This window comes from Janthinobacterium sp. ROICE36 (genome assembly GCF_002869965.1).
In the GTDB taxonomy this organism is placed as follows: domain Bacteria; phylum Pseudomonadota; class Gammaproteobacteria; order Burkholderiales; family Burkholderiaceae_D; genus Janthinobacterium.
In genome coordinates, this window is record NZ_PEBS01000016.1 from 1 (window position 1) to 16279 (window position 16279).

At 62.8% G+C, this 16279-nt stretch carries 13 protein-coding genes; 10 read left to right on the forward strand and 3 right to left on the reverse strand.

Features of this window, described 5'->3' with window-relative positions:
• Nucleotides 1-170: 170 nt before the first annotated feature.
• Nucleotides 171-1277: an S-(hydroxymethyl)glutathione dehydrogenase/class III alcohol dehydrogenase gene (locus CSZ94_RS08915; RefSeq protein ID WP_102121163.1), complete on the reverse strand. Its 1107-nt coding sequence runs from the start codon at nucleotides 1275-1277 to the stop codon at nucleotides 171-173.
• A gap of 268 nt (nucleotides 1278-1545) precedes the next feature.
• On the opposite strand from CSZ94_RS08915, the gene CSZ94_RS28550 reads away from it, so the two are divergent.
• The 4 genes from CSZ94_RS28550 to CSZ94_RS28560 all read left to right on the forward strand — a co-directional run bounded on the left by CSZ94_RS28550 (nucleotide 1546) and on the right by CSZ94_RS28560 (nucleotide 3775).
• On the forward strand, nucleotides 1546-2115 hold the full coding sequence (locus CSZ94_RS28550) for a hypothetical protein (protein WP_258000869.1): 570 nt from the start codon (nucleotides 1546-1548) through the stop codon (nucleotides 2113-2115).
• 6 nt (nucleotides 2116-2121) lie between these two features.
• A complete protein-coding gene (locus CSZ94_RS28555; RefSeq protein ID WP_258000882.1) occupies nucleotides 2122-2994 on the forward strand; it encodes a PQQ-dependent sugar dehydrogenase in 873 nt (290 codons plus the stop codon).
• A 104-nt stretch (nucleotides 2995-3098) separates the two neighbouring features.
• Nucleotides 3099-3542, forward strand: coding sequence for a thioesterase family protein (locus CSZ94_RS08925; protein ID WP_034784316.1), 444 nt, complete (start codon nucleotides 3099-3101; stop codon nucleotides 3540-3542).
• A gap of 104 nt (nucleotides 3543-3646) precedes the next feature.
• Nucleotides 3647-3775: a hypothetical protein gene (locus tag CSZ94_RS28560; protein WP_258000870.1), complete on the forward strand. Its 129-nt coding sequence runs from the start codon at nucleotides 3647-3649 to the stop codon at nucleotides 3773-3775.
• A 67-nt stretch (nucleotides 3776-3842) separates the two neighbouring features.
• On the opposite strand, the gene CSZ94_RS08930 is transcribed toward CSZ94_RS28560, so the two are convergent.
• Nucleotides 3843-4346 carry a DUF3016 domain-containing protein gene (locus tag CSZ94_RS08930; RefSeq protein WP_102121164.1) on the reverse strand — a complete coding sequence of 168 codons (504 nt, stop codon included), beginning with the start codon at nucleotides 4344-4346 and terminating at the stop codon, nucleotides 3843-3845.
• Between the two features lie 433 nt (nucleotides 4347-4779).
• Between CSZ94_RS08930 and CSZ94_RS08935 the strand changes: the two genes are divergently transcribed.
• The gene (locus CSZ94_RS08935) at nucleotides 4780-6291 is read left to right on the forward strand and encodes a response regulator (RefSeq protein WP_102121165.1); all 1512 of its coding nucleotides are present in this window, start codon (nucleotides 4780-4782) and stop codon (nucleotides 6289-6291) included.
• A gap of 122 nt (nucleotides 6292-6413) precedes the next feature.
• Here the strand turns inward: CSZ94_RS08935 and CSZ94_RS08940 are convergent, their stop codons facing one another.
• Entirely contained in the window at nucleotides 6414-8357 is a 1944-nt protein-coding gene (locus CSZ94_RS08940) for a GAF domain-containing sensor histidine kinase (protein WP_102121166.1), read from the reverse strand.
• A 185-nt stretch (nucleotides 8358-8542) separates the two neighbouring features.
• On the opposite strand from CSZ94_RS08940, the gene CSZ94_RS08945 reads away from it, so the two are divergent.
• The 5 genes from CSZ94_RS08945 to CSZ94_RS08965 all read left to right on the forward strand — a co-directional run bounded on the left by CSZ94_RS08945 (nucleotide 8543) and on the right by CSZ94_RS08965 (nucleotide 16265).
• Complete coding sequence (locus tag CSZ94_RS08945; RefSeq protein WP_102121167.1) at nucleotides 8543-10090, forward strand: C13 family peptidase; 1548 nt, start codon at nucleotides 8543-8545, stop codon at nucleotides 10088-10090.
• Nucleotides 10091-10132: 42 nt separating this feature from the next.
• Nucleotides 10133-10501, forward strand: a complete 369-nt coding sequence (gene czcI / locus CSZ94_RS08950) for a cation efflux protein, CzcI family (RefSeq protein ID WP_102121168.1) — start codon at nucleotides 10133-10135, stop codon at nucleotides 10499-10501.
• A gap of 105 nt (nucleotides 10502-10606) precedes the next feature.
• Nucleotides 10607-11839 (forward strand): TolC family protein, encoded by a 1233-nt coding sequence (locus CSZ94_RS08955; RefSeq protein WP_146009775.1) that lies wholly within the window; start codon nucleotides 10607-10609, stop codon nucleotides 11837-11839.
• Between the two features lie 13 nt (nucleotides 11840-11852).
• Nucleotides 11853-13058 carry an efflux RND transporter periplasmic adaptor subunit gene (locus CSZ94_RS08960; protein WP_102121169.1) on the forward strand — a complete coding sequence of 402 codons (1206 nt, stop codon included), beginning with the start codon at nucleotides 11853-11855 and terminating at the stop codon, nucleotides 13056-13058.
• Between the two features lie 24 nt (nucleotides 13059-13082).
• Complete coding sequence (locus CSZ94_RS08965) at nucleotides 13083-16265, forward strand: efflux RND transporter permease subunit (protein WP_102121170.1); 3183 nt, start codon at nucleotides 13083-13085, stop codon at nucleotides 16263-16265.
• Nucleotides 16266-16279: the final 14 nt, after the last annotated feature.

Consider the following 16279-nt stretch of genomic DNA (forward strand, 5'->3'; position numbering starts at 1 on the left):
ATTTACTGAAAAACGAAAAGACAACCAAGGCCGGCATCGCTACCAAACGCTTAAAAGCTGGCTGGAATGCCGACTATCTCGCCAAGGTCTTGGGCTTGCCGACCTGATGCTTCATGCAATCGCCCTGCCCTGCCCCGTCCGTCAAGTGTTGCGCAATATGTACACGCAGCTCAGTACAACACCACGGAACGGATCGATTCACCGCTCTTCATCAAGTCGAAGCCCTCATTGATGCGCTCCAGCGGCAAGCGGTGCGTGATCAGGTCGTCAATATTGAGCTTGCCTTCCATATACCAGTCAACGATCTTCGGCACGTCCGTGCGTCCGCGCGCGCCGCCAAAGGCCGAGCCGCGCCATTCGCGTCCCGTCACCAGCTGGAATGGGCGCGTGGAAATTTCCTGTCCCGCTGCCGCCACGCCGATGATGAACGATTTGCCCCAGCCCTTGTGCGTGCACTCGAGCGCCTGGCGCATCAGCGTCGTGTTGCCGACGCATTCAAATGAATAATCGGCGCCGCCGTCGGTCAATTGCACGATGGCATCGACGACGTTTTCCACCTCGTTCGGATTGATGAAATGCGTCATGCCGAACTTGCGCGCGATGGCCTGGCGCGCCGGGTTGATGTCGATGCCGATGATTTTATCGGCGCCGACCATTTTCGCCGCCTGGATCACGTTCAGGCCGATCCCGCCCAGGCCGAAGACCGCCACATTCGCGCCCGCTTCCACCTTGGCCGAGAACAGCACGGCGCCCACGCCCGTCGTCACGCCGCAGCCGATGTAGCAGACCTTGTCGAAGGGCGCATCTTCGCGGATCTTGGCGAGAGCGATTTCCGGCACCACGATATAGTTGGAAAAGGTCGACGTGCCCATATGATGAAACAGCGGTTGGCCATTCAGGGAAAAGCGGCTGGTGGCGTCCGGCATCAGGCCGCGACCCTGCGTGGAGCGGATGGCCTGGCACAGGTTGGTCTTTTGCGACAGGCAGAACTTGCACTGGCGGCATTCCGGCGTGTACAGGGGGATGACGTGATCATCCTTTTTCAGGGTCGTCACGCCCGGGCCCACATCGACGACGATGCCCGCGCCTTCGTGGCCGAGGATGGCGGGGAAGATGCCTTCCGGGTCGGCGCCCGACAGGGTGTAGTAATCGGTATGGCAAATGCCCGTGGCTTTCAGTTCGACCAGCACTTCGCCGGCGCGCGGGCCGGCCAGGTCGACTTCTTCGATGCTCAAAGGGGCACCCGCCTTCCAGGCAATCGCGGCTTTGGTTTTCATGGAGTGTCTTCCCGCTCGGTTTCAGATGCGACATTATCGGGTGCCGGCGGGCTCGATAGCGCAGCTGGCCCCGCGCTTGTCTGAAAACGCGGCGCATTTGTCCGATGCCGCCGTACCGTGCAGCAGCGCACGGAAGCGCGGTGCGTGACAGGCGTACGCTTGCGCAAGCTCAATCTTGCGGGCGCAAAAACGTGCATTCTTGACGCAACAGCATTGCCTGGATGCATCTCACCGACTCGCCATTTCATCGTTCCCGCAGGAGACTGACATGCGCCATGTATTTTCACGACACCCGAATACCTGGCCAGCCCTGCTGCTGGCATGCTGCCTGGCCCTGCTGGCCGCCTGTGGCGGCGGCCATGACGAGCACCCGCCCGTAGCCGCCACCGGCAGCATGACGGTCAGCATAGTCGGCTTGACGGCCGGCGTGGCGGGCGCCGTCACGCTCACCGGGCCCGCTTCCTACAGCAAGCTGCTGACGGCGGGCGCCACGCTCACCGACCTGGCGCCCGGCGCCTACGCGCTTAACGCCGCCAGCGTGGCGCAAGGCACGGCAGCGCTGGCACCCACGCCCGTCACGCAGCAGGTGCAAGTCTATGCGGGGGCGACGGCCGGCGCCAGCGTCACCTATGCAGCCACGGCACCGCTGGCCCTGGCCCTGCAAGAGGTGGCCAGCGGCTTGAGCGCGCCCATCTTTCTCACGGCGCCGCCCGGCGACAGCCGCCTCTTCATTCTCGAACGCCCAGGCCGCATCCGCGTGGTGCAAAACGGCAATCTGCTGGCCACACCTTTCCTCGACATCAGCAGCCTGACCACCACCAGCGGCGAACGGGGCTAGCTGTCACTGGCCTTCCATCCACAGTACGCCAGCAATGGGTATTTCTTTATTTACTACACCAACCTGGCCGGCGATATCGTCATCGAGCGGCGGCAAGTGTCGGCGGGCAACACCAACGTGGCCGATCCCCTGTCCGCACTGACCATCCTCACGATACCCCACCCCACGTTCAGCAACCACTATGGCGGCCTGCTCAGCTTTGGCCCGGATGGCTATCTATATGCGGGCACAGGCGATGGCGGCAGCGCGGGCGACCCGCCCGGCAACGCGCAAAATACCAACGTCCTGCTGGGCAAGCTGCTGCGCCTGGACGTCAACGCCAGCACGGTGGCCCAGCCGTACGCCATTCCACCCGGCAATCCATTCGCCGAGGCAGGCGGGCGCCCTGAAATCTGGGCCTACGGCTTGCGCAACCCGTGGCGCTACGCCTTCGACGTGCCGGCCCAGCTGCTGTACATCGCCGACGTGGGCCAGGCCAACTGGGAAGAGGTCGATGTGCGTCCCGTGGGCCAGGCGGGCAACAACTATGGCTGGAATATCATGGAAGGCGCGCACTGCTACAACAGCAGCAGCTGCACGCAGGCCGGGCTGGTCCTGCCTGCCATCGAATACGGCCACGATACGGCCGGCGGCTGTTCGATCACGGGCGGCTATGTGTACCGGGGCACGGCCTTGCCGGAACTGGCGGGGCAGTACCTGTATTCGGACTATTGCAGCGGCTGGCTGAAAAGCTTCAGCTACAGCAATGGCACTGCCTCGGCCGTGACGGACTGGGGCATCAGCAACGTGGGAAATATCCTGTCCTTCGGCCAGGATGCGCAAAACGAGCTGTACATGCTGAGCGGAACAGGCAAGGTGTACCGCATAGTGCGTCACTGAAGCGTATACCCGCACCCAGCTGAGGGCATTTTTCGACGGAGCGCAGGGAACCGGCTAGAATTGACATTTCCGCCGCGCCCTGCGCACCAGCCCAAGAGAACACCATGGCCCGTTTGAAACTTGAATTTCCTGAAGACCAGTACTGCTATTCCTCGCAACTGACGGTACGCACGACGGACATCAATGCCGGCAACCATCTCGGCAACGATTCCATGATTTCCATGATTTCGGAGGCCCGCGCCCGCTTCCTGTTCGAATATGGCGTGCGCGACATTGAAGCGGACGGTACCGGCATCATCGTCACCGACCTGGCCACCACCTACCGCGCCGAAGCCCATGCGCGCGACCAGCTTCTGTTCGAAGTGGGCGTCATGGATTTCAACAAGTATGGCGGCGACATCACCTTCCGCATCACGCGCCCGCGCGACAACACCCTGATCGCCATGGCCAAGTCCGGCTTTGTGTTTTTCAACTATAAGCTCAGCCAGGTCGTGCCCATGGCGGAAGATTTCGGCAGCAAGTTCCCACAGGTGAACTGGATAGATTAAGCTGGCCCAAGGGCCGGGTTTTCGGCCTGTTTCCGCCGGGCAGCAAAACGGAATGGCCATACGTACAAGCGTATTCGGCGCTGCTGTTTTGCCTCGACGCCGACATGCGCACGCCACGCGCCCATTTGCCCGCCGGCTTTGCCGGCCTGAGCCTCGGCGTCGTCAGTTTTCCTGCTGTCGGAAAACTGACGGCGCCAGCCTGGGTGCGGCCAAGGGCGATGAAGCCAGGCTGAAGAAACCGCCCTTGCAGCGCGCGCATGGTAGAGCCATACCTGCGCTGAAATAGCGATGAATGCCCGCTTACTTGCGCGCCTGGCGCTTCACTTTGATGCCGAAGGTATCGCCATACCAGTCATCGATCATCAGCTTTTCATAGCGCAGCTTTTCATTGCTGAAGTAATGATTGATGCGACTCAGGTAAGACATGTCAGACAGGGCGGCATCGCCACTGCGAAGGACCTTGCCATCCTGTTCCAGCACATAGTGCAGGCGCATGCGCGGCCAGTCGACCCGGCCGTTCATGACGCGGATATCCTGGCCGGCGCGCAGCGAGGGATTTTCACGTCCCGCCAAATCCACATCCGTGACGTCGATTTTCAAATTCTGCCCGGACGGCAGCGATGCGCCCAGTTTCTCGAAATGCCGGCTCAGTTCCTTCAACACCTCTTCCCGTTCCTGCGGGTTGAACGGGATATCCGTGAATTGATCCGGCTTGCTGAAATGCACTTCAGTTGCTGCCCAGGTCGCGCTGCTGGCCAGCAAGGCCAGGCCGGCGATCAGGGCGCGCGTCGTTTGCTTTTGCATGATGTACCCTTTCAGGAAATGTGAGTGACATGGGGGCCACTTCTTATGCCTATCCAATATAGCGCGCCGCAGCCCATTCTGACGCGGAATTCATACCTTGTTACTTTTCCGATTTCCGCCAGAAAGGCCAGGCGCCGTTTTTTTTGCAGATTCATTGGCAATATTAATTAAAACAAAGTATTGTCTTGAAAATATAGTTGCCTAAGCGATAAAGTATAGTTAGTGCCGCCAACGTGGATTCACAGTGCTTTTTTGACATTCATGTTGCATGAGTTTAGTCAATTATTCTTGCTTGTTGTTAATACTTGGCCGTCAGTCTACAATCGACAAAATGCGCCCGAAAAACGCGCAACGCCAGTAGTGGCGCACAGCTAAGCCTGGCGCCGGCGTCTCAGCATTGCGTCAGTTATGCCTTTTAGCGGAACTCGCCCTTATGTCATTTTTGTCTTCAGCCTCACCCAAGTTACCCCCCTGGAAAGTCCTGCTCGTCGACGATGAACCCGACATCCATGACATCACCAAACTGACGCTGAGCCGTTTTCGCCTTGAAGGGCGCGCCCTGAGTTTCGTGCATGCGTATAGCGGCGCCGAGGCCAAGCAGGTGCTGGCGCGCGAAGAAGGCATCGCGCTGGTGTTTCTCGACGTGGTGATGGAGCGCGAAGACAGCGGCCTGGAAGTGGCGCGCTGGATGCGCGAAGACCTGGGCAACCAGTTTACGCGCATCGTGCTGCGCACGGGCCAGCCGGGCCAGGCGCCGGAAGAACGGGTGATCGTCAACTACGACATCAATGACTACAAGGAAAAGACGGAACTGGACCGCACCAAGCTGTTCACCACCACCTTTGCCGCCCTGCGCGCCTACCGCGACATCATGAAGGTCGAGGAAGCGCGCCTGGCCCAGCTGCATTACCGCGAAGGCCTCGAAAGAGTCATCGCGGCATCGTCGCATATCTTCAAGCAGCGCAACCTGCGCGACTTCGCCAGCGGCCTGCTGCAGCAAGTCGTCGCCCTGCTGCGCCTGGAAACGAGCATGCTGCTGCGCCTGCGCGGCGCCAGCGCCATTTCGGGCGAACAGGATTATGAAATCCTTGCGCAGATCGGCGACCATGAAGCCGATGGTGGCATCCTCAGCCCTTCCCTGCTGTCGCAGCTGGACCATGCCAAGAGCAATAAAATCTCGCGCCTGCACGGCGACACCTATGTCGGCTATTTTCCGAACAGCAGCGGCAAGGCGTCCTTGCTGGTACTCAAAGGCGTGGAAGAGATTTCCGACCTCGATGCGCAATTACTGGAAGTATTCTGCTCGGGCGTGGCGATCGCCTTCGACAACATCCTGCTGACGCAGGAAATCACCGATACCCAGGCCGAACTGATACTGCGCCTGGGCGACGTGGTCGAATCGCGCTCGCATGAAGGCGGCAACCACGTGCGCCGCATGGCAGAAGTGTGCCAGCTGCTGGCGCAGGCCTCCGGCATGTCGGAAGAGGAAACCATGGTGCTGCGCCACGCAGCGCCCATGCATGACATCGGCAAGATTTCCACGCCAGACGCGGTGCTGCTCAAACCGGGCAAGCTAGACGCGGCCGAATGGGAAATCATGAAGCAGCATCCGACGGTGGGCATGTCCATCCTCGACGGCTCGCAGCGCCCGCTCTTGAAGGCGGCCGCCGTGATCGCCCACCAGCACCATGAAAAATACGACGGCAGCGGCTACCCGCAAGGTCTGGTGGGCGAAAACATCCACAAATACGCGCGCATCGCCGCCGTGGCCGACGTCTTCGACGCGCTGATGCACAAGCGCTGCTACAAAGATGCCTGGCCATTGGAACGGGTAGTGAGCTATCTGCGCGAAGTAAGCGGCAGCCACCTCGACCCGCAGTATGTGGAGTTGCTGATTGCGAATCTGGATGAGGCCCTGGCCTTGAACCAGCGTTTCCCTGACTGATACGATTTCATATGGCAAACCCGCGTCGCAAGAGCACCTGAAAAACGTTCAGGGCAAGGCGCGCGGTCGCAGACAGTGCGAATAGCACGGCAAGACCAAGCAACGCAGCCATGGACGTTTTCTCAGGTGCTCTTAGGCTCCAGCGGGAAACGGATATTGTAATGCAATCCCATCCCCGGCGCACTGACCACCTTCACCGTGCCGCCCAGCGGCCCCGTCACCAGGTTGTACAGGATATGCGCGCCCAGGCCGCTGCCGCCCGAGCCCCGCTTGGTCGTGAAGAAAGGGTCGAACAGCTGGCCCAGGGTGGCGCTATCCATGCCCATGCCGTCGTCGCTGTAGTCGAGTTCCAGCATTTCGCCGGCCATCCTGGCACTGATCCTGATCTTGCCCGGCTCGCCTTCGACAAAGCCATGCACCAGTGAATTGACCACCATGTTCGTGACGATCTGCGAGACGGCGCCCGGATAGCTGCGCAGCTGCACCTCGGGTGCGCAATCGATCTCCACCCTGATCGGCTTGCCCTTCAGCTTCGGTTGCAGGGAAAGCAGGATTTCATCGAGGTATTTGCGCAAATTAAAGCTGCGCAACTCGTCCGAAGACTGGTCCACGGCCACCTGCTTGAAGCTGCGCACCAGCGCTGCGGCACGCTGCGTATTCGTCGTCATGATGCGCAGGGTCTGGTCGATGATATCGAAAAACTGCCGCAAGCCATCTTCATCGAGCTGGCCGCCTTCCAGGTCTTCGCGCGTGAGTTTCAATTCCTGCACCAGGTGGCTGGTGGCCGTGACGCATATGCCCAGCGGCGTATTGATTTCATGCGCCACGCCAGCCACCAGGCGGCCCAGCGAGGCCAGTTTTTCCTGGCGCACCAGTTCCGACTGCGCTTCCTGCAAGGCGCTCAGGGCGCTGTTCAGGGCCGCGTTCTGCTCTTCCAGCGCTTGCTTGGCCTGGCGCCTGGCGCTGTCGGCCTGGATGCGGGCCATCGCCACGGCCACGTGGCTGGCCATGAAAGCCAGCACGTCCAGTTCCGCCTGGCCATACACGACGGATTCGTCGTAGCTTTGCACGATGATCACGCCATAGTTACGCTCGCCCAGCAGCATGGGCGCGCCCATCCAGCTGGCGATGCCGACATTGCCCAGCGGCTCGTCCATCTCGCCGCTGGCCACCAGCGCCGCGTAGCTATCCGCATCGAGCAGACACGCTTGCCGACGCGCCAGCACGTACGAACTCATGCCGATGCCGTAATGAAAGCGCTTCACGGGCGCCTGCGCATCCTTTTCATCGACAAAATACGGGATCGTGATGTCCTTGTTGTCCGGATGGTACAGGGCGATGAGGAAGTTCTTCGCCGTCACCAGCCCGCTGATGATGGCATGCAGGCGCGCATACAGGGTCGTCGCGTCGGCCGCCTGCGCCGACAGGTTGGCGATTTCATACAGCGCATGCTGCAGATTTTCCGCGCGGCGCCGCTCGGCCACCTCGTGCGCCAGCAGGGCCGTGCGCTCCTGCACCGCCTTTTCCAGCAGGTCCATGCTTTGCATGCCCTGCAGCGCGCTCGACACGTGCGTGGCGATCAGCGCAAACAGGGCCTGGTCTTCCAGGCTGAAGCGGTGCTGCGCGTCATAGCTCTGGATGACGATGGCGCCCAGCACCTGGTGCTGCTGGTCCAGCAGCGGACAGCCGATCCAGTGCTCGGCCGCCGTGCCGCCGCCCCAGGCCCCGCCACCGATGGCGCGCATGGCGTCGTCGGCGGCCGTCATCACCAGCTGCTTGCGGTTGACGATGACCCAGGCCGTGGGCGACTGCTCGGCGCTGGCCAGGCGCACGCCCACGTCCGGGTCCGGCGCGGCGTCGAATTCATCGACAAAATAGGGAAAATGCACCAGACCGTCGTCACGGTCGCTGAGCGCCACATAAAAATTGGCCGCATACATGATGCGCCCCAGCGCCGCATGCACCGCCTGCAGGAATTCACTGATATCGCTGCAGGTGCTCGCGCGCTGGCCGATTTCCAGCAACACGGTTTGAACGGCTTCCAGACGGCTGAGACGGCTTTCCATGGGTAACTGTGTGCCTTGTCCAAGTAGATGTTCTGAAAATCAATATTATCAGTTCAGCCCAGCCTTGGCACGGCATAAAACGCACAATCTTGCCTTGAGGCAAAGCAACACACGCCACACCGGCATTTGCCACGCTGGCAATACAGTGGCAGACTAGGCGCCTTCCTACAGACCAGACCGTCCTCATGACCGCCACGCTACGCGCCTCGCTTCGTCCCTACACACTCGCCGGCCTGCTGGCCTTTGCCGCGCTGGGCATGCCGCCGCTGTGCGCCGCGCCAGCCAAGGTGCCGGCGGCGGAAACGGCCGATGGCGGGCGCTATTTTGGCCCCCTCGTCGCGGGCAAGATGCATGGCCAGGGCCGGCTCGAATACGCGAGCGGCGCGTTTTATGAAGGGGGCTTCGCGCGCGGCGTGTTTTCCGGCCAGGGTACGCTGCGCCAGGCGTCCGGCGTCGAATACACGGGCGCCTTCCGCCAGGGCGCCTTCGACGGCATCGGCCGCTACACCTCGCCCAAGGGCGAAATCTATGCGGGCAGCTTCGTCAAGGGCAGCTTCGAGGGACAAGGCCGCTTCCAGGGCGCCGACGGCGCCACCTTCGAAGGCCATTTCAAACACTGGCGCCCGCACGGCGCCGGCAAGCTGACCGACACGGACGGCACCGTCTTCGAAGGCGAATTCGTGCAGGGCCAGCTGCAGGGCAAGGCCAAAGTCAGCACCAGCGACGGCATCCACTATGAAGGCGAGCTGAAAGACTGGAAATTCGAGGGTACAGGCGTGCTGCGCACGGCCGAGGGCGACGAATACCGGGGCAGCTTCAAAAATGGCCAGTTCGACGGCAAGGGCGTGCTGCGCTACGCCGTGGCGCAGGCCGATGGCCGGCGCGAAGACAGCGGCAACTGGACGGAAGGTCAGCTGGACGACCCCGCCTTGGATAAGCTCACGCGCGACAATATCGAGCTGGCCCTGTACCACCAGCGCAGCCTGCTCGACGGCGCCCTGGCGCGCATCGCGCCGCGCGACGCGGCGAAAAAGATCAATCTGTATTTGCTGGGCGTGGCCGGCGATGGCGCGCAGGAAGTGTTTCATCGCGAAACGGCCTTCGTGCAGCGCCAGTTCGACCGCGACTATGGCACCGTGGGCCGCTCCTTGATGCTGGTCAATAGCCGCAACACGGTGGCGCAGCAGCCGATGGCCACGCGCACCAGCATCGCCGCCAGCCTCGACGCGCTGGGCGCCAAGATGGACAAGCAGAACGATATCCTGTTCCTGTTCCTCACCAGCCACGGTTCGCCCGAGCACGAACTGGCGCTGGCGCAAAACGGCATGGACTTGCACAGCCTGCCCGCGCAGGAGCTGGCTACCATGCTCAAGCACAGCGGCATCCGCTGGAAAGTCATCGTGATCTCGGCCTGCTATGCGGGCGGTTTCATCGATGCATTGAAAGATGAACAGACGCTGGTCATCACGGCCGCGCGCCGCGACCGCACCTCGTTCGGCTGCGACGATCAGAACGACTTTACGTATTTCAGCGAAGCGTATTTCAAGGAAGCCTTGCCGAAGAGCGCAGGCTTTGCCGAAGCGTTCGACCAGGCCAAGGTCCTGGTGCAGGCGCGCGAGGCGGCCGACTTCCGCGCGGGCGGCATGGAAGCGGAAGAGCATTCCGAGCCGCAGCTATTCCAGGGCAAGGCCATCGCCGCGCAGCTGAAGGCGTGGCGTGCCCAGCCGCGCTGATATGGGCACAGCCGCCCGCCTTTCTGTACAATAGCCGTCACCATGCGACGATTCTTCCTCATTTTGCTGCTGTTCGTGCTTCCGCTCCAGATGTCCTGGGCCGCGGCGAGCGCGTATTGCCTGCACGAAGAAGGCAAGGCGGCGCAGCACCTGGGCCACCACAATCATCAGCACAAGGCTGATGCGGACAAAAAACCTGTCGCAGATAAAAAAGTAGCTGACAAGCAATCCAAAGGCCAGCCGCACAGCGATTGCAACGTCTGCCATGGCATCGGCCATGCGTGGCTGCCGGCCGGTTCCAGCCTGCCCATTGGCGACACGGCGTCCGTGAACGCGGACACCTCCCCCTTCTTTTACGCTTCCCACATCCCGGACGCTCCCAAGCGCCCTGACTGGTCGTCGGCCATCTAGGCCGACGGGACGTTTCAAGCACTGATCGCCGTATGCGCGCCTGATTAAGTCAGGCGCAAGCCTGCGCGTCCCGTCGAATTCTTTTCCATGCTTTTGGAGAATTCGATGTACCGATGCATCTTCTTACTTTCCGCCGTTCTGCTGGCCGGCAACTTTGCCCACGCGCAATCTAGCGTGGAACCCGCCGCACCCCTGACCCTGCCCGTCGCGCTGCTGCTGGCCGAAGGCGGCAACGCCACCCTGTCGGCCGCCCGCCATGAACTGGCGGCGCAGGGGGGCGCCCTGCAACAGGCACGCGCCCTGCCCAATCCGGAACTGCAAACGGTGCTGGAAGACACGCGGCGCGCCACGCGCAGCACCACCGTGCAGCTCAACCAGCTGATCGAACTGGGCGGCAAGCGCGGCGCCCGCGCGGCCGTCGCCCAGCGCGGCGAAGACCTGGCGCAAGCGGGCCTTTCCCTGCAGCAAGCGGACACGCGCGCGCTAGTGACCACCGCCTTTGTCGACGTGCTGGCCGCACAGGAAGGCTTGCGCCTGGCCGACAGCGCGCAGGCGCTGGCCGCTCGCGCCAGCGACATCACGGCGCGCCGGGTGACGGCCGGCAAGGCCTCGCCCGTCGAGGAAACCCGCGCCAGGGTCGCCGAAGCGAGCGTGCGGCTGGAGCTGAACCTGGCCCGTAGCACCCTGGCCAGCGCCCGCAAGCGCCTGGCCGCCCTGTGGGGCAATGCCACGCCCCGCTTCAGCGTGGCGGAAGGTCGCCTGGAAACCTTGCCCGAGCTGCCGCCAAGCAGCGAACTGGCGGCGCGCCTGGCCCGGGCGCCCACCGTGCGCCAGGCGCGCAGCGCGCTGGCGCAGCGACAAGCCATGCTGGACGTGGAACAGCGGCGCGCCACGCCCGACGTCACGCTCAGCATCGGCATGAAGCGCTCGGAAGAGCTGGGCCGCAACCAGGCCATCATCGGCCTGGCCCTGCCACTGCCTTTGTTCGACCGCAATGCCGGCAACAAGCTCGATGCCCTGCGCCGCAGCGACAAGGCCAGCGACGAGCTGGCCGCCGCCCGCATCGCCGTGCAAACGGCCGTGGCTGCCGCCAGCGAACGCCTGGCCACGGCCCGGCTCGACGTGGAAAGCTTGCGCCAGGACATCTTGCCCGGCGCACAAAGCGCCTACGACGCGGCCAGCAAGGGCTTCGAGTTCGGCAAGTTCGCCTTCCTCGACGTGCTCGATGCCCAGCGCACCTTGCTGCAAGCCAAAAACCAATACCTGCGCGCGCTGACCGAAGCGCAGCACGCCGCCGCCGAGATCGAGCGCCTGCTTGGCGCCCCCGCCTCCCTGTAAGGAAGACCCGACAATGAATATCAAACTTGACAAGAAACAAGCGATCGCCATCGCTTCCATCGCGGCCGCCGGCATCGTGCTGGCCATCCTCATCCTCGGCACGGGCAAGTCCATGACTGCGCCGCCCGCCGCCGCCAAGACGGAAGCACATGCTGAAAAGAAAGACGAACACGGCCACGAAGAAGTGGAAGGCCGGCTGGAGCTGAGCGCCGCGCAAAGCAAGGCCGCCGGCGTCCTCATCGCCACGGCAGCGCCCGGCAGCATCAAGACGACCGTGGCCCTGCCCGGCGAAATCCGTTTCAACGAAGACCGCACGGCCCATGTCGTGCCGCGCCTGGCTGGCGTAGTGGAAGCCGTGCAGGCGGACCTGGGCCAGCTGGTGAAAAAGGGGCAAGTGCTGGCCGTCATCGCCAGCACGGAGCTGTCGGAACAACGCAGTGAACTGCTGTCGGCGCAGCGGCGTTTGTCGCTGGCCCGCTCCACGTATGAGCGCGAAGAAAAACTGTGGCGCGAGAAAATTTCGGCCGAGCAAGACTATCTGCAGGCGCAGCAAGCATGGCGCGAAGCGGAAATCGCCGTGCAGAACGCGCAGCAAAAGCTCAGCGCGCTGGGCGCCAGTGCTTCCAGCAAGGGCCCGCTGAACCGCTACGAGATCCGCGCGCCGTTCGACGGCATGGTGCTGGAAAAACACATCACGCTGGGCGAAGCCGTCAAGGAAGACGCGAACATCTTCATCATTTCCGACCTGTCGACCGTGTGGGCGGAAATCGCCGTGCCGGCGAAAGACCTGGCCACCGTGCGCATGGGAGGCAAGGCGGAGGTGAAAGCCAGTGCATTCGATGCCAGCGCGCAAGGCACGATCACCTATGTGGGTGCGCTGCTGGGCGAGCAGACGCGCACGGCCAAGGCACGCATCAGCTTGCTGAACCCTGACATGGCCTGGCGTCCGGGCCTGTTCGTCAGCGTGGAAGTGGTGTCCGGTGTAGCGGACGCGCCCGTCACCGTACAGAGCACGGCCATCCAGACGGTGGAAGACAAGCCCGTCGTCTTCGTGCAAGTCAAGGATGGTTATCAGGCCACGCCCGTGGTGCTGGGGCGCAACGACGGCACGTTGACGCAGATCAAGCAGGGCCTGGCCGCCGGCACGCCATACGCGGCGCAAGGCAGCTTCGTGCTGAAGTCCGAGCTGGGCAAAGATGCTGCCGGCCATGAACATTGATCACCTTAAACAAAGGAAACCATCATGTTTGAACGCTTGATCCGCTACGCCATCGAGCAGCGCTGGCTGGTGATGCTGGCCGTCGCCGCCATGGCAGGCGTGGGCATCTACAGCTATCAAAAGCTGCCCATCGACGCCGTGCCCGACATCACCAATGTGCAGGTGCAAATCAATACCCAGTCCGCCGGCTATTCGCCGCTGGAAACCGAGCAGCGCGTCACCTTCCCCATCGAGACGGCCATGGCCGGCTTGCCGAACTTGGAACAGACGCGTTCGCTGTCGCGCTATGGCCTGTCGCAGGTGACGGTCATCTTCAAGGATGGCACGGACATTTATTTTGCCCGCCAGATGATCAACGAGCGCTTGCAGGAAGCCAAGGAAAGTCTGCCGGTCGGCATCACGCCGAAGATGGGGCCCGTCTCCACGGGCCTCGGTGAAATCTACCTGTGGACGGTGGAAACGCAAGACGGTGCGAAAAAGCCGGACGGCACGCCGTACACGCCGACGGACTTGCGCGAAATCCAGGACTGGATCATCAAGCCGCAACTGCGCAATGTCACGGGCGTCACGGAAATCAATGCCATCGGCGGCTACGCCAAGCAGTACCAGGTGGCGCCGTATCCGCAAAAACTGGCCGCCTATGGCATCAGCCTGCAAGACGTGGTGACGGCGCTCGAGCGCAACAACAGCAACGTGGGCGCCGGCTACATCGAACGGCAGGGCGAGCAATTGCTGATACGCGCGCCGGGCCAGGTGGCATCGAAAGACGACATCGGCAACATCGTCGTCGCCAATGTGCAGGGCGTGGCGATTCGCATCCGCGACGTGGCCGACGTGCTGCTGGGGCGCGAGCTGCGCACGGGCGCGGCCACGGAAAATGGCCGCGAAGTGGTGCTGGGCACGGTCTTCATGCTGATCGGGCAAAACAGCCGCGCCGTGTCGCAAGCCGTCGACAAGAAGATGCTGGAAATCAACCGCAGCCTGCCGAAAGGCGTGCATGCCGTCACCGTGTATGACCGCACGGTCCTGGTCGACAAGGCCATCAATACGGTGAAGAAAAACCTGCTCGAAGGCGCCGTGCTGGTGATCGCCATCCTGTTCCTGTTCCTCGGCAATATCCGCGCGGCCATCATCACGGCCATGGTGATCCCGCTGGCCATGCTGTTCACGTTTACGGGCATGTTGCAATACCATGTGAGCGCCAACCTGATGAGTTTGGGCGCGCTCGATTTCGGCATCATCATCGATGGCGCCGTGGTGATCGTGGAAAACTGCGTGCGCCGCCTGGCCCATGCGCAGCAGAAACTGGGACGGCCGTTGACCTTGCAGGAGCGTTTTCATGAAGTGTTTGCGGCATCGCAAGAGGCGCGCCGCCCCTTGCTGTATGGTCAGCTGATCATCATGGTCGTGTACCTGCCCATCTTTGCGCTGACGGGCGTGGAAGGGCGCATGTTTACGCCGATGGCCCTGACGGTGGTGATCGCCCTGCTGGGTGCCATGCTGCTGTCGATCACCTTCATCCCCGCCGCCGTGGCGCTGTTTATCGGCGACAAGGTAGCGGAGAAAGAAAACGCCATCATGCGCGCGGCCAAGCGCTGGTATGCGCCACTGCTGGGCAAGGTGATGCGCAACACGCCCGTCGTGCTGACGGGCGCGGCGGTGGCCGTATTGCTGTCGGGCTTGCTGGCCACGCGCATGGGCAGCGAATTCGTGCCCAGCCTGAACGAGGGCGACATCGCCATCCAGGCCCTGCGCATCCCCGGCACCAGCTTGAGCCAATCGCTGGCCATGCAGCAGCAGCTGGAAAGCAAGCTCATGGCAAACCACAAGGAAATCGCGCGCGTGTTCGCCCGCACGGGAACAGCCGAGATCGCCTCGGACCCTATGCCGCCGAATATTTCCGATGGCTACATCATGCTCAAGCCGCGCGACCAGTGGCCGCAGCCGACAAAATCGCGCGAGCAATTGCTGGCGAAAATCGAAGCGACGGCCACCAGCTTGCCGGGCAACAACTACGAGTTTTCGCAACCGATCCAGCTGCGCTTCAATGAACTGATTTCCGGCGTGCGCAGCGACGTGGCCGTCAAACTGTTCGGCGACGACATGGCCGTGCTCGACAGCACGGCGGCGAAGATCGCCGGTGTTCTTGGGAAAATTCCCGGAGCGACGGAAGTGAAAGTGGAACAGACGACAGGGCTGCCCATGCTGACGGTGCAGATCGACCGCGAGCAGACGGCCCGCTACGGCCTCAACATTGCCGATGTGCAAGCGGCAATCGCCACGGCCATCGGCGGGCAAGAGGCAGGCACCCTGTTCCAGGGCGACCGCCGCTTCGACATCGTCGTGCGCCTGCCCGACAGCCTGCGCAGTGACCTGGAGCAGTTGAACCGCCTGCCCATCGCCCTGCCCCTGGGGGCGGCAGCGGAAGGCCGCGCCCGCTTCATCCCGCTCGGCGAAGTCGCCAGCCTGCACCTGGCGCCGGGGCCGAACCAGATCAGCCGCGAAGACGGCAAACGCCGCATCGTCGTCAGCGCCAACGTGCGCGGGCGCGATATCGGCTCGTTTGTCGCCGACGCCACGCAGCAGTTGCAATCGCAGGTGGCCATTCCGCCGGCTTACTGGACCAGCTGGGGCGGCCAGTTCGAGCAATTGCAGTCGGCCACGAAACGCCTGGAGCTGGTGGTGCCCGTGGCGCTGGCGCTCGTCTTCGTCTTGTTGTTTGCCATGTTCGGCAATGTGAAAGATGGGCTCTTGGTGTTCAGCGGCATCCCGTTCGCCTTGACGGGCGGCATCGTCGCCCTGTGGCTGCGCGACATTCCCATGTCGATCTCGGCAGCGGTGGGCTTCATCGCCCTGTCCGGCGTGGCCGTGCTGAACGGCCTGGTGATGATCGCCTACATCCGCCAGCTGCGCGAACAGGGCATGCCCTTGCAGGAGGCGATACATGTAGGGGCGATCACGCGCCTGCGGCCCGTGCTGATGACGGCGCTGGTGGCCTCGCTGGGCTTCGTGCCCATGGCCATCGCCACGGGCACGGGCGCCGAAGTGCAGCGTCCGCTGGCCACCGTGGTGATCGGCGGCATCCTGTCGTCGACAGCCCTGACTCTGCTGGTGCTGCCGCTGCTGTACCGGCTGGCATACCGCCGGCAAGAGGAAGTGGAAATGCAGGCCGCGCCCGAAGGCGCGGCGGTACAACTGAATAAATAAGGCGCGCGCTACCG